Source organism: Sediminibacillus albus, from assembly GCF_900101125.1.
GTDB classification, from domain to species: Bacteria; Bacillota; Bacilli; order Bacillales; family Amphibacillaceae; genus Sediminibacillus; species Sediminibacillus albus.
This window is the reverse complement of record NZ_FNFL01000003.1, coordinates 415,759-431,155: the sequence shown is the minus strand read 5'-3', so window position 1 is coordinate 431,155 and position 15,397 is coordinate 415,759. Positions and strand designations below refer to the sequence as shown.

10 protein-coding genes are annotated in these 15,397 nt (G+C 35.2%); 8 read left to right on the top strand and 2 right to left on the bottom strand.

Features of this window, described 5'->3' with window-relative positions; translation table 11 throughout:
• The first annotated feature begins 36 nt into the window (after positions 1-36).
• Together BLR93_RS11050 and BLR93_RS11045 are read left to right on the top strand one after the other, a co-directional pair.
• Positions 37-969: an LCP family glycopolymer transferase gene (locus tag BLR93_RS11050; RefSeq protein WP_093214358.1), complete on the top strand. Its 933-nt coding sequence runs from the start codon at positions 37-39 to the stop codon at positions 967-969.
• A 644-nt stretch (positions 970-1,613) separates the two neighbouring features.
• Positions 1,614-1,877 carry a hypothetical protein gene (locus BLR93_RS11045; RefSeq protein ID WP_093214355.1) on the top strand — a complete coding sequence of 88 codons (264 nt, stop codon included), beginning with the start codon at positions 1,614-1,616 and terminating at the stop codon, positions 1,875-1,877.
• 771 nt (positions 1,878-2,648) lie between these two features.
• On the opposite strand, the gene BLR93_RS11040 is transcribed toward BLR93_RS11045, so the two are convergent.
• Positions 2,649-3,473 carry an aldo/keto reductase gene (locus BLR93_RS11040; RefSeq protein WP_093214353.1) on the bottom strand — a complete coding sequence of 275 codons (825 nt, stop codon included), beginning with the start codon at positions 3,471-3,473 and terminating at the stop codon, positions 2,649-2,651.
• A 127-nt stretch (positions 3,474-3,600) separates the two neighbouring features.
• On the bottom strand, positions 3,601-4,722 hold the full coding sequence (locus BLR93_RS11035; RefSeq protein WP_093214350.1) for a hypothetical protein: 1,122 nt from the start codon (positions 4,720-4,722) through the stop codon (positions 3,601-3,603).
• 1,268 nt (positions 4,723-5,990) lie between these two features.
• On the opposite strand from BLR93_RS11035, the gene BLR93_RS11025 reads away from it, so the two are divergent.
• The 6 genes from BLR93_RS11025 (at position 5,991) to BLR93_RS10995 (ending at position 15,384) form a co-directional block, all read left to right on the top strand.
• Complete coding sequence (locus tag BLR93_RS11025) at positions 5,991-6,467, top strand: LysM peptidoglycan-binding domain-containing protein (protein ID WP_245690122.1); 477 nt, start codon at positions 5,991-5,993, stop codon at positions 6,465-6,467.
• Between the two features lie 1,612 nt (positions 6,468-8,079).
• Positions 8,080-12,045: a sacsin N-terminal ATP-binding-like domain-containing protein gene (locus tag BLR93_RS11015; RefSeq protein ID WP_093214341.1), complete on the top strand. Its 3,966-nt coding sequence runs from the start codon at positions 8,080-8,082 to the stop codon at positions 12,043-12,045.
• Positions 12,042-12,950 (top strand): hypothetical protein, encoded by a 909-nt coding sequence (locus tag BLR93_RS11010; RefSeq protein ID WP_093214339.1) that lies wholly within the window; start codon positions 12,042-12,044, stop codon positions 12,948-12,950. The genes BLR93_RS11015 and BLR93_RS11010 overlap by 4 nt, the downstream gene beginning before the upstream one ends.
• Positions 12,951-13,157: 207 nt before the next feature.
• The gene (locus BLR93_RS11005) at positions 13,158-14,342 is read left to right on the top strand and encodes a restriction endonuclease (RefSeq protein ID WP_093214336.1); all 1,185 of its coding nucleotides are present in this window, start codon (positions 13,158-13,160) and stop codon (positions 14,340-14,342) included.
• 49 nt (positions 14,343-14,391) lie between these two features.
• Entirely contained in the window at positions 14,392-14,571 is a 180-nt protein-coding gene (locus BLR93_RS11000; protein WP_093214334.1) for a hypothetical protein, read from the top strand.
• Positions 14,572-14,883: 312 nt separating this feature from the next.
• Positions 14,884-15,384 (top strand): sigma-70 family RNA polymerase sigma factor, encoded by a 501-nt coding sequence (locus BLR93_RS10995; RefSeq protein ID WP_093214331.1) that lies wholly within the window; start codon positions 14,884-14,886, stop codon positions 15,382-15,384.
• Positions 15,385-15,397: the final 13 nt, after the last annotated feature.

The following is a 15,397-nucleotide window of genomic DNA, read 5'->3' as shown; positions in this document are numbered from 1 at the left end:
TGAGATAGGACGTATGACTTATAAAGGTGGGGGAATATGCGAAGAGTTGATAAAAAAAGAAGACAAAGGAGAAAAAGCAATTGGAAAAAGGTATCACTCCTTATTTTGGGGATAGTTATTGTCGGGATAGGAGGCTTTCTCTTTTCGATTTACTCAGATATTAAAAATACAGTTAACGATGATCTATATGAGAAAGTCAATTCGATTGATGATGAAGTAACCCAACAAAAGATAAACAATCAAACGCCTTTAAATATTCTTTTACTTGGTGTTGATGAGCGAGAATATGATAAAGGCCGCTCAGATACCATGATAGTTATGACACTCGACCCTAACAATGAACGGATGCAAATGATTAGTATCCCGCGAGATACACGCACGGATATTATTGGCCATGGGACAGTAGATAAAATCAATCATTCCTATGCTTTTGGCGGCAGTGATATGGCGGTAGATACTGTGGAGAATTTTTTGGATATCGAGTTAGATTATTATATTAAAGTCAATATGGAGGGGTTGCAGCAGCTCGTAAACGCAGTGGATGGAGTAACTGTTAATAATAAACTCGCATTCAAAAATGGGCGTTTTACATTTCCTGAAGGCGAACTAGAGTTAAATGGAAGAGAAGCCTTGGCATTTGTACGGATGCGCAAGGATGACCCTAAAGGTGATGCTGGACGGAACGAAAGGCAGCGGCAAGTTATTGAAGGATTAATTCAAAAAGGTGCAAGCTTTAGTGGTGTCAATCGAATCAGCGACGTCATGGGTGTATTAGGGGAGAATGTAAACACTAATATGGCTTTTGCTGATATGAAGAGATTAATGACTGATTATAGAGGAGCCCGTAAAAATACTCATACCTATCAAGTGCAAGGAGAAGGAGATTTTATCGGTGATATATGGTATCTCATTGTCGCAGAACAGGAGGTTAAAAAAGTACATGAAATGATTAAGGGGTATCACTCCTAGTGACAGTGCTCAGGAAAATTACCATTTATAATTCCAATTGACGAGAGCACTGAAAAAGTCTTTTTTAATCTAAAGGGGCTGTCAAAGTTTGTTGTTGATTCCACGAATCGCTTGTCGGGGGGATGCTTGCCGCGGGCACGGCCTCAGCTAACTTGGTCAAGAAGATCACTTGACCAAGTGGATCTTCGGCTCGTGCTGTTCCCGCAGGCGTCACCACCGATCGCCCATCGCGGAATCAACATAGACACGGATATGAGGTCGCCTCATCTTCGGGTTTCGACGGCATGCGCATTCAAGGGGCGATGGCGATTTTCACGGCGAATGTGAAACGAATCGTTCCACTAATGAAAGAATAGAGGGCACAAAACTCTTGAAATTAGACGAAAAGCGGTTTGTATGGAAATTAAATACCACACAGACCGCTTTTATAAATTCTACCTATCATAGAGCTTCAGTTTTTCAGTGCCCTCCAGAAGAACCAGGGGTTCTCTGCAAGCTAATAATAAAAGGAGCAGGTAACTATTTTCATTTATAACCATTGAGATTATTTCTGCTATTTTTTAATTTCATCACTGATAATTAATAATCGCCGGATTGGGATCCCTTTGGATGAAATCGTGCCATTTATCAAGATTCGATAATTTGTGTTACAAGGTCATTATGCCATTTGTGACATGTATAGACCAAACGCTATAAAAGCCCCGCTGCCTATAGAAATAATTATGGAAAAAATGGCAATTAGGTTTTTTTCATTTTTTCTAGAAATTGCACAAATAGAAAGAAAAATTGATAGCAATAATCCTCCCCAAGCTACAATCAGTAATAAGGTAAAATTTATTTTCAGCAAGAAATACAATCTTGCAAGCACTAATGTAACAGGAAAAACACTTAAGAACAAAGCCCAATAGCTTAGCTTGGAAAATTTCTTAATAGTAACGCTTCCTTTCTTTCTTTAGATTTTCATAATCAACACTTAAATCATGAAATGATGAAACCCATCCACATAAATTCAAGGTGACTTCTACATTTTCGGTCGGGTGGATGTAATTGTGTTCTATCTGTTTTCTTCGAGAAGGATCTGGCTTTTCCTTTTTTATAAAAGGCATGGGGGGCCAAGATTCAAATACTGGCGATTAATCTCAATTGTTCTAACCCTCCCGCCTTTTTCTAATAGTAGTATTGATAAATCGTTTCTTCCTAAGTCATTTGCTGCAACCTAACCTGCTAATCCACTAACAACAATGACAACATCCCACGTTTGAGTCATAAGATTACCTAATTATTTCATACTCAAGACGAGGAAGGGTGGATAAATGTGACGAGGTGATAAATAAATTTCACCCTACTTTCAAGGGACAATAAGAATCTAATCTCAAGGATTTCTCGGTTGTAAAGAGGATAGGGAGAAGGAAAGAGGTTTTGGATTATCCTTTCTAAAAAGCTTAATGGAAAAATGAACGATAGTCTTTCTGTAGAATTGAAAGAGAACAAGTTGTTCATGAAATATAAGTGGAAAATGGAGACACAGCCTACCAATAGTGAATAGTGTAAAAAATAGCAAACAAAAAGAGAGACAGTTAAAGAAACTGTCTCTCCGTATCTATTTGGCCAATAAGCGGTGTTTAACACTAGTTGAAATCAGCATAAAAATCGAGCAAAAAACCTACTTCTAAAATACCTTACCGATTGTTCATCTCGTTCGGATGAGGGCCTTTCCTTCTGTCCAGGTTAAGGCTATTAATGCTTTCCATTTCTTCATTCGTTAGTTCGAAATCAAAAACATCAAAGTTTTCTTCGATACGGGAAGGTGTCACCGATTTAGGAATAACAATCGTGTTGTTTTGCAGATGCCAGCGCAGCACTACTTGAGCTGGTGTTTTGTGATGGGATGCTGCAATGTTTTTGATGGCATCATCTTTTAAGATTTCTCCACCTTGTTCTAACGGACTCCATGCTTCCACAAAGATATCATGCTTTGCACCAAACTCCTTGATGTCGTTTTGGGCAAGATGTGGATGGCATTCGATTTGGTTTAGGACAGGTTTTACATCGCATTCGTCCAGAAGGCGTTGTAGATGTTCAATTTCAAAGTTGCAAACGCCGATCGCTTTGACGCGGCCGTCGTTATAAAGCTTTTCCATCGCTTTATATGTGTCCACATAGTCATCATATTCCGGTGTCGGCCAATGGATTAAGTATAGGTCAACATAGTCCAGGCCAAGTCGTTCCAGGCTTTCATCAAAAGCACGCAAGGTGTTTTCATAGCCTTGATCGCTATTCCAAACCTTTGTTGTGATAAACAAATCTTCGCGTGGAATGGATGATTCTTTGATCGCCTTTCCTACACCTTCTTCATTTTTATAGATCATCGCTGTATCGATAGAGCGATAACCAACCTCGAGAGCTTTTGATACAGCTTTTGTTGCTTCGTCATTTTCCACTTGCCATACTCCGAATCCAAGCTGCGGCATTTTCAGTCCGTTGTTTAAGGTAATATAGTTCATTGATCAACTCTCCTTTTTTTCTTTACCGTAATACTTTTATAAAGGGAATGCAATTAATTTAACCGAGAGGGATAATCTTTATTCCTTCCGCTGATGGGTGCCAAACATAGGCTATTTTTTACTTTCATCACTGATAATTAATAATCGCTGGATTGGGATCAAGCTTTAATACATCTTCAGCGCTCAAGACAGGTTCATCCTTTTTGTAAAAAATTTTGAATCCGCCGTACTGGACAGATTCATTTCGCACGAATTTGCGATAGAGCGACATCTTCGTGGATGAATCCCCCCATCCATCATAATTCAAGGTAACTTCTACATTTTTGGTCGGTTGGATGGCTTCTTTGTTCGTTAACGCTTCGTCCATGAACTGATGAACGAGGACAATTTTATCCGGTAAGTTATTTTCTTCCACCATCTTTGTCAGGTAGTCCACTGCTTCTTGCACTTCAGCACCGTTTACTTGGCCAAGGTCGATGCCAGGTGTTTCCCCTTCTTTTACGTGGAATTCGGTATCAATGGCCAGGTGGACGTAAGGGAGCTTAAGCCATTTTTCTAATAGCTTCACTTGATTGAGGACAGAGTCTGTTCCCAGCTGGACATCCAGCATAAGTAGAGCGTTGTTTTCTTTCGCAAGCTTGGCATATTCGTCGATTTGTTCCGGCGGAGTCATGTGATAGTAATTCCCTTCAGGTCCTGGGTTCCGTTGCGCTACAGTCGAAATTAGCTCAATCGTTGGAATCGCTGGACGGGATGGGTCGGCATCCGAGTACTCCTGCGCCTGTTCTTTTAACTTTTCCATGAGTTTATCGGGTTCCATTTCACCCAGGATTCCCATATTGGTAGAGTTCGGATGACCGTAGTAAGCTACAAGTCTGTGATTCTTCAACGGCCCGTCGGTTTGATCCTCGGCTCCTTTTACCAATGTTTCTCCAACTGGAACCATGCGTGTGCGATCGCCTCCGTGTGCTTCAGCTGTAGGCATCTTCGCAATTTCCTCTTCAGATAACTTATCTTTAAGAGGCTGGGCATCTTCCGCCGGCTTTATTGGTTCGTAAGGCTGTGGAGGCTTCGTTTCTTCTTTTTCCTCTGTTTCTTTGTTTTCATCCTTCTTGTTTGATGCGCCTTCCTCCGATTGTGAATCTTCGTTTTTTCCTTCGTTTTTATCGTCTGTTGAAGTGTTTTCCGAACAAGCGAAAAGGAAAAAGATCAGAACTACTCCAGAGAATAGAAAGGCAAACTTTTTCATGTGGTTCACTTCCTTATGTATCGATTTTCTTCTATCTATGATTCTATATATCTACCCTAAATTTAATAAGATTAACAGTAAACACCAAAATCAGACAATTTTCTATTGGTAATGTTTTTTTGACCGAGCACCAACGGAACCAAACGCAGAAGGAAAATTTCAGCTTGTGTTCCTATTACGCACAAAAGCGTTGTTTCAATTTATAAGAGATTTAAACAGAATGCAAAGGAATAATAAGAAAAAAACCGTAAAAGGCTACGACGAGTGGGCTGTCGAAGCGATAGGGATCGTTAAAACGTTTGGAGGAAACCGGACGGTGTATTTCTAAAGGTGCTTACAGGTTCGATTTACGGAGTGTTGGACCGAATGGGGAAGGAAAGACTACCATGATCAGAATGCTAGCTGCATTGCTGCAGCCGACGACGGTTCTGTATGTGTCTTTGGAGGTGACGTGGCCAAGGAGTCGCATATTGTCCTAGTAATAGGAGTTGGAGCCATTCTAGCGCATATTCCCTTAAAAATCATACAAAGGAACGTCAAAAAAAAGACTAGCAGGATGTTATAAATCAAACAGCCAGCTAGGTAGTGGACAGTTTTGTTTCTAAATTAAAGTTTTCTATTAGATTTCTCACTTCACCCACAACAAAGTAAACCAAAAAGTAACAGCGCAGAAAATAGTAGAAATGAAATATAATGGTTTCAAAATAACTAAAAAGAGTTCATAATCCATAAAAAAACCTACAATTGTGGCTACCATAAGTGCGGACAAAGGGTAAAACAACAAACCAATTATGTTATTCACATTATACTTGTTAGAGATTTTATCCCATATATATGATGTTAATAATCCAAATATCAATATAGCTGGAAAAATAAACATTGCAATAAAAAATAGCCAAAAATAAAAAGGAAAAGTCTCATCGGGAAAACTGATAAGTTCTAGATATGTTGCGATAACCAAGGTACAAAAGGTTGATGAGATTATTCCAGATTTTACCTTTTTCTTAAACATATCAACACCCCTTGAAAATGAAAGAGTAATACTATTTAAATATTTTATCATAAAAATGATAACCTCTAAGTCAACGACTGATATAGAAGTAAAGAAAACCATTCGAACTTTTTTAATCGATCACCTTTACATCTATATTTCAATTCTATTAAAACCTACAGAAGAAATAGCCTCTTATACGATATCTATAGCAGATAAAACATAGGAGGTTATCACTATCAAATACTTAACACTAGTCACATTACTAACTTTAGGAGTGTTGCTGTTTGCAGGCGAAGTTGCTGCAAGCAGCAAGTACACGGTCCAATCAGGCGACGTACTATCAGAAATTTCAATGGAGCATAACGTGAGTGTAGATTCCTTGCTGGAGTTTAACTCGGTCATTACAAACCCGGATATTATCTTTGCCGGCCAGACGATCACCATTCCTGACGCAAAGGGAGAAACATATAAAGTATCTGCTTATACGGCGGGTTATGAATCAACCGGAAAACGACCAGGAGATCCCGGATATGGCATCACAGCATCAGGTGCCAAAGTACAAGAAGGAGAGACAATTGCCTGCCCACCGTCCTTCTCATTTGGAACAGAGGTGTACATTCCTTACTTTGATAAAACGTTCACCTGTGAAGATAGAGGGAGTGCCATCACCAAAGGCCGAATGGATGTATATATGGAGGAAGTGGAAGACGCACTAGAGTTTGGCGTCAAGGAATTAAAAGTGCTGTATTAAATTTCAAGTAATTAATCCATGTGGCAATTCACCATTTTCGGATTATGGCCGCTAGTTGTGCCAGGTCTTTAATTCTAAAGGAGAGCCCTTACTGGAAGCTGGGTTGGTTCGTGTAGCTTGTTTATTCGGTGATTATAAGTATCAGGCAACAGAGAAACGAACTGCAACAGATTAGACGAACGGTTATTCTATAGTAAAATAGAGGTAATAAGTAAAGTCATTACTGAAAGTCTCCCTATAAATAATCTAATAAGCCTTTTGAAGAATGTTAATAAAGTAGATGTCTCAATAATATTAGATAGAACATCTTCAGTAACCATAAAAGAGAAGTTTGTTAAAATACAAACTTCTCTTTTAGTGTGACTAGTTTCAAGTATTGGCTATTAGTCAATAATATCCTTATAAAACTCCATATAAACCAAGGCCCCAAACTAACTATAATTCTTATAGAAAAAGCAGCTTTAGAAATTGGGTATAAGTATAAAGCCATATTTAGTGGTAGGAATCAATGGAAAAACTCTTTGGTTAAAATAGAGGTATTTAACGAATTAATTTTAATAGAAGATAGAAGAGTGATTTCCTTTTATAAATCAAAGAAAATCACTCTTTTTCGATTGGCCTCTGGTGATTCCGCGATTGGCGATCGGTGGTGACAGCGGCTTTAGGTTAAAAAGGACTTTATCAGTGGTCTCATATCAATATGGGAGTCTATTTCGATTTAAAGTTTACTTCGTTTTTTATTTGATATTATTTTTTTAATTTCTCGTAGAAACAGAAAGAGATACATCAAATAGAATAACATTAATAAAATGTGCTCCCATGTTTGATTATTACTATCTATGAATATTGCGGGTGAATTGAGCCACTTATGCGAAGTTTTAAGCCAGTCCTTGCGGAGAAAAGAGCCACCGTTTGCGGAGTGGAGAGCCAGTACAATTTATTGAATACTCTACTGTATAATAAAATTTGATTTCGAACCAAGGGAATATACTTTTTATCTTTGAATGACAAAAATTGTACCAGTTAAGTAGGAACTGACTTCAACAATCGGGCCAGATTGTGTAGGAAACTACCTCGTATTAAGGGTTTATTAAAAATTAATACGTTTCTAGCAAACTCCTTTAAAAGAACGAGCCCTTAGTCACGGGGTACACGCTTCTAGGGGCTCTGCACCTCGAATCCGTTTTGAATTTTCCTCTTCTTCTTGTATTACTCCAAAAGTGTTTTTGCTTCTTAGCTTATCCCCATAAGCCTGTTTTCATTTTTAATCCCTGTCATTACAACTTATAAGTGTTATATTGTAGAAATGCGTATCATCACAAGAACATCTGAAAAGAGTTTGTTATACATTTAGAAAATGCACTTGTACTTAAGCTGTCCACATTAAATTCGAAAGTTTGCAAATCTAAGAATTCAACACTCTACGTTCACTCAGAAGAACTTAGCTTTTTTTGCACAAATATGGAGGTGTTGCGGTGTATCAGGTATAATATCAGAAAAGCGTGTAAAAGTTGTATTTTAGGATATTTATAAAATCCAGGTTACTTCACGGAGCTTTACATACGGAATAAACTTTATATGTTAGAAGGAGATTGAAGGAAGGGAGCTTTAAATGAGTTTAAGAAAAGACATTGAAAAAATATTTTTAGAGAACACTGACTATACAAACCCTAGTCAAGCGGTAAACCAAGCAAGTTCGCTTAACGCATTATCAGTTGACTTATATACTGATTCAAAGCGATTTATTTATGAACTATTACAAAATGCAGACGATTCTTCTCAAAGCAATGAATCTGTTAAAGTATGGATAAAAACTATTGATGATAATTTAGTCGTTGCCCATTCAGGGAGACCCTTCACTGCTCGTGATCTTAAAGGAATTTGTAATGTGAACAATGGCACTAAAAAATCAGATTTGACGAAAACAGGCTATAAAGGCATTGGTTTTAAATCTGTTTTTGGACAATCTGATAAAGTAACGATCTTTACAAAAGATGAATATTTCAGATTTGATTCTTCCTTTTCATTTGAGTGGAAATGGAATGAATCAAAGATGGTATGGGAGAAAAATAATGGTCGAGAATTCCAATACCCTTGGCAAATAATCCCGATTTATACAGAGGTAAATGAAGTTTTTGATCCAATTAATCGATTTCTTCAAGATGTTGATGCAAATGTTGCAACTATTATTCAAATGAAGAATGTGAATGAGACGAGTCAAGCTGCTCAAAGTCTATCACAGAACTTAAACATGTTTTTATTTCTTAAAAATATCTCTGAGATTAATTTTGATATAACAGAATTAGTTTCCGTTAATATCAATCGAATAGATGATAGGATAATTTTAAAGAAAGGTAACAATTCAAAAGTCGACTGGTTGATAAATACTATAAGTTTAAAAGTCCCCAATGATATAAAGACATTCCTACAAGATGAAAGAAATATTCCTGAAAAGTTACTAAACGCTGATTCTATAGAGTTATCGTTAGCTGCCAAAGTGGGTAGTGATGGTATTACTAAACTTTCTAATCAAGAAAAACTTCTATATTCATATTTACCAACTGATGAATCAAGGTATTCCTTTCCTGTGCTTGTCAATACAAGCTTTCTAACCACTGCTAATCGTGAATCGCTTCATACGGATTCAAAATGGAATCAATGGCTTTTTAAAACAATTGCCACTGAGATTTTTAAATGGATCTCATATTTAGTGACTACTAAGGTACATTTTCAAGCATATGAATTAATACCTAAGTACACCGAAACTGACGAATTGGGGAAAAAGTTTAATGAAGGAATCCAAGAAGCTAAAAAAAATATTCCGTTTATTATTTCAAGAGAGGGACAACTAATTAAAATTGAAGAAACAATAGTTGATTTCACCTATTTATCTGAGAAATCTTTTATAGGAGAAGAACCTATTAAAAAATTTATTGATAAGGATAACGCAAAACAATTTGCTGGAAATTGTGGTTATTTCGTTGAATTTAAAAGGCTAGGTTCTTCATGTTTTGAATGGAAACAAATACAGAATTTCCTTTCCTCTACATATTTTATAAATTCACATACTACAGCTAATAATATTGAACTTATAAAACATCTTAAAAAAATATGTGAATCTGATCAGGTTAAGGATATTTCAAAAGACGTAATCACAAAACTGCCTTTTATTTGGGATCATAAGAATTGTATTAATTATTCATCTCAAGTATGCTTTCCAACAGCAGATGATCAAAACTGGGATAATCCTAATAGTGACTTATCTTTTTTACATCGAGATTTACAGACTTGGCTTTTCGAAGATTTGGAATGTAGACATTGGCTAGAGAATTTAGGAGTAAAGGAAAAAACAGATACTACCTATATAAGACAAACTATTATACCCAAAATCGATGATTATGTAACCCCCCAGAATGCCTTACAAACAGTTCAGGATTTGTTTAGTTTATATAGAAAGGGAAATCTTAAACATGACTTAATAGAACAATTATCGAGAATAAAAATTCTTACTCAAAGTGGTTCTCTGCGTCCAGCCAAAGATTGTTTTCTTTCAGATTATTATAAACCAAGGCTAGAAATTGAAAAAATACTAGAAAAAGATTTTTTTGTTCACGAATCATATTGTACAGATGCCCTTGAAAAAGACGAGTGGAAACGTTTCTTTAAAATGCTTGGGGTTCAAGAAGGAATTACAACATTATCATACACAAATAAACTTTCTAAATCAGAATTAACTAATGCTGAGATTAATGAAAAATATTTTGAAACTAATGATAAAAAGTTTACCCCTTTTCAAAGTACTTTTAGAGCTGATTGTTTCTGCGATATAGTAACTTTGAAGTTTATTCAACTTACAGAAAATAGCCCTAAGTTTGCTTACAAATTTTGGTCTGATTATATAGAAAACTATTCACCAAATAATATCAAAGCACCTGCAATTGCATATTGGGGTTATGAGAATCGGCCAGGACGGACAAGTGGTGATCAAGTTGAAAACTTTGTTCCGTGGTTTATTGAAAACATACAATGTATTCCCACTCTTTCAGAAAGATGTGAAACCGCATCTTCTGTATTACTTAACACAGAAGAGATAAAAACAATTGCCGGAACATATTTACCTATATTCAAAGGACCAGAACTATCTGCAGATTGGAAATCTTTCTTTAATTTTCGAACAAGCATAGAATTGCCAGACTACTTAGAATTACTTAGTAAAATTTCATTAGATACTGACGAAAAAGGAAGAATTAAGAATGATAATTACAAAAAAATTCAATTTATTTACTCTGCATTATTAGCTCAATGTACTAATTGGAGTACTAACGATATTTCAAAAGTTGAAGAATGGGCTAATACTGGGTTTTTGTTAAATACAAGAAATCAATTCACAGAATGCAACACTCTCAAATATTTCTTAGATGGTAACGAAGCTATCTTTCAAGATCAGTATTGTTTTATAATGCTTAGTGCTGAAAACAAAAAAAGTCCAAATCTAGGAAAATTCTTAAAGCACTTTAAAGTAAAGTTATTGAGACAAAGTGAATTTGAGCTAATTCACTCTCAAGAAGAAGAGTGTTTAAGCTTGAAAAATCAATTGAAAATTATAAATCCATTTTTAAAAATTTGGATTGAAAATGAATATAGTGATGTGAGTACAATAGACAGTTTAGAAAACCTGGGAGACAAAATTGAAGCCTTAGAAATTTTTCAAGCTGAGGAGCTTCAAATTACGTATAAGGGTATTGATTTTAGCAAGAACGTCAATATTCATTTTAATGAATCCAGCCTTTATGTAACAAATCCTTGGAATGCCAATAGTGTATTACTAAAGTTATCTGAGGTTTTATGTCGTTATTTTTATCTGGATGGACACGATAAGAAATTAGACTTTCTACTTAGGTCTACTATTGATGAGATTCAAAAGTACTTTATGCAGGAAGAACTCGACATACCAGAGGGATTATTCGAAATTAGTCGTAACTTTGAAGACGAACCAAATAATCAAGAAATTGCAGAATTAAACGATGTTCTAAAGAAATACGGCGTTTCTGGAATACAAGAATTAGAAAAGAGATTGTCTCATTCTGAAGATGAAAGTAGATCAAGTGAAACGGTGAAGTTATCAAAAGAACTTCTCGCACAATGGGGTATTTCAACTGAAGAAGATTTAAATCGTGCTCTAACAAATAATATACTTAACACAGAATTTCTTCATGATTCTAATAGAAGCTTAGAAATGTTTAGTTATGTCAAGGAGATTCTTGAGCGTTCCAAGAGAAATATCATCAAATTTTTAAGTGATCAGCCGGAATATGATGTTTCAAATTTGATAGAAATCAGCGATACTATCTTTGTAATTAGAAAACACAATACTGAAATTTATTTAATTGCTCGCCCATCCGATTATGGTCAAATAATTTTATATTATGATTCTGAGTTAGATGTTCTTGATTACGAAAAAGATTGCGAATTGTGGGTTGAAGATGGAAAAAGTATTCCGCAAAAAATAACTTTTGGGAATATACTGAAGCTAACTGGCGTTAACAAGATTCCATTAAGGAGCATAAGAGAAAAGTGATAAACATTAATGAAGTGTTAAATTTACTACAATCCCCAGAGTCAAAAAATCTTATCTGTAGGACACTAGAATTCAGGCCACAAAATTTGGCTATGTTTATCGCTGCTCTGTCAAACATGCCAGACGAATATGGTTACATTTTAATTGGAGCAAGCAAAAATACAGATCAGTATTCAATTACTGGAATAAGTGCTGGGTTTAAGATAGATGAACCTATTAAACGGGCACTCGGTTTATTAACTGAGCAACCGATAGTAGATTTTGGTCACCTTAATATTGAAGGTAAAAATTTATATGCAATCAAAGTAAAAAGAATTACAAGCGACATTTTTTTAAAATCTACGCATAATATTGAATCACAGCCCGATATATTTATTCGTGATCTTTATTTGGCTTGCATCAAGCTACAAGCACGAAAAATTTATGTGAATGCTACAGAGGATGAGCGTAATGATTTTATTGCAGATTTACTAGAAACAAACGGATACCGCCTAAAAGATCAAACTCGACGCGGAAGTTCTGCCATAGGAAAATCATCTGGCGAAGTTGATATATTTATTGAAAAAAACGGTATGCCGTTTACCATTATAGAAGCTCTAAATTTATCTAGTTTGAATACTAGTTATCTGAATACACATCTTGACAAAATATATTCCTATGATACAACAGGAAATGTTTTCAATGTATGCCTGTCATATGTCAAAGTTAAAGATTTTGGTTCTTTTTGGGATAAGTATTGTGCCCATGTTAAGAACCATGAATACCCAGTAATGCTTATATCGTCAGATATTAATGCTGATAAAGATTATTCATATTCTGACATAAGGTTTATGACAACAACCCATAATCGTTCGGGAAAAACTACATGCCTCTATCATATATGTGTGAAAATACAAGAAACGTAGGCTGAATTTATGATAAAGAAATTATCCGGGATTAAAATGAATATTTGTTGCTGCTTAGTACAAGAATACTATGCATTAAAAAAATTGTATTAAACAATCGGGCCATTTAATGGAATAACCTATAAATTTAGCAAAGGGGCTCATTTGTGATTCAGTAAAAACATAGAAAGACCGTGTTGTATAAAAAACAAAAGGGATGTAAACATAATGAAGTTGAAGGTTTATTTAAACGGAGTACTAGATGACTTGGTCAATTCGGTTCAAGAACTTAATGAAAAGTACTCTGATAAAGATTTAATCATTGTGGACTCACAATCGTTTGAAAATGAGGAAAGGATATTTTTCCAAACACTAGATTTTTTTGAAACATATACACCATCAACTGAAAAATATACCTTTGTTAAGAAAGAAAGAACTTTTGAAAGAGGTGCGTTAATAAAAGTGATTGATTTCAAAGAATTACCAGAAGATGGGATATTATTTGAACAATTAATTAGAGAAATTTTTATAAGAGAAGGATTTGAAATACATTGGACTGGAGTGGGGCCGGATCAAGGTAAAGATTTAGTTTTAATTGAAAAAGCTTCTGGCCCTTTCAGTAGGTTCGAAAGAAAGTGGTTGGTTGAATGTAAGCATAAAGCTATTTCGGGGAAATCTCTTGGAATAAATGAAATTAACTCAATGGTTGATTCTTGTCGATCTATTGGAGCAGAGGGTTATTTACTTGCGTGCTCGACACAACCAACTTCCGGACTAGTCAAAAGGCTTGAAGATACCCAACAAGCAAGTGGTATTCTATTTAAATATTGGGATTCCATCGAAATAGAAAAAAGACTATTTCAACCAAATAGCTTTCCATTAATACATATGTTTTTCTCAAACTCCTCATCAAAAGTTGGGTGGAGAATTTATAATTCTGAATCACCGTCTTTCTGGGCAGCCAATTATAAGGATTATTTTGTTTATTTATCATCCAGGGTTTCTATGACTTTTCCTGATTTAAGGGACGTGGAAAATATTTTTAAAATCATAGAAAGTGCTCCAAAACTTCCTGAAAATCAAACTCTTAGACCCAGAGCAATTCATTTTGATAATAAGCATGAGCAATACACTGTTTACGTAGATTATTTAGTCGATAATGAAGATAGAATCATACTAAAACCCTCACAGCTAAACAAGTATTTTAAAGATGGTCAAGGATTATATAGTGATAACGAGTACTCTTGGTATTTAACGAATTGGGATATTAAACTTGTTAAAGAAAATCATCTTTCGGATCATTATCATTTAGACGGAAAAATGTATTATGAGCCATTTATGCAGGATTTCAAGGGTGGTAGTTATAGGGACGATTCACTCGGTGACAAAGTTTATGGCCTTGATTTGTGGTAGATAATATTATAAAAGTAAAGATTCCTGTTAAGCAATAGGCTTTGAATTAGTGACTCAAGAAATTATTGCTGGTATGCCGCAAACGGGCGCGATTGTTGAAGAAAAAAACCTAATTCCCCAAGAGAAAAAGGAATTAGGTTTATTTGTTTCTTGGAATGGTACTACCCATTGGCCGGTTATTACTTTGTCCTTCACAAACCAAAATATTGGCTCTCTATCTCGCACCTAGTGGCTTTATTGTCCGCAAACAGTGGCTCAAAAGTCCGCAATACTCAATCTAAAGCTTTGAAAATAACTACGTTAAAAAATATAAAAAATAAAGTAATAATTATAAGATTTACAGTTGGATTTTTACCTAACATAAAATCCCCTTCATTATCAGCCATGATTTATTCTATTTAAACATTTTTTCGGAAAGTTTCGAATATTCACTTTTATGGGTCTTCTTTTAAGGGAGCATCATTGGTTTCTATTTAGTTTCTTTTATAGAATAAAATAAACTTTTTTAGGTGGTTTCCCGTCTTATAAGTGAGGGGAAAAAATGGATGATCAGCAACTGGAATTTGATGAAATAATGAAACTCTACGGTACCGATATTAAGGGGATTGTTTACATGTATGTGAGAGATTATTCATTGGCTGACGATATAACACAGGAAACATTTATTAAATGTTTTACACATTATAAGCAATTTAGAGGGGAGTCGCTGAGGAATTGGCTAATCCGGATAGCCATTAATCGGTCAAAAGATTATTTGAGGAGTGCATATAAAAAACGAACCCTATTAGGAGAGAGTCTTATCAGTTTACTGAAAAGCCCGTCAGTAGAAACGAAGGTGCTTCAGAAAAGTCTCGAAGATGAAGTGACGGAATCCGTTATGAATCTACCTTTTAAATACAGAGAAATCATTATTTTATATTATTATAAGGAACTTACCATAAAAGATATTTCTACTACATTAGGGAGAAATGAAAATACCATTAAGTCACAACTAAGAAGGGCGAAGGATTTATTAAAAAAAGAGGTGTCCAAAAATGGATGATAAATTTTTTCGA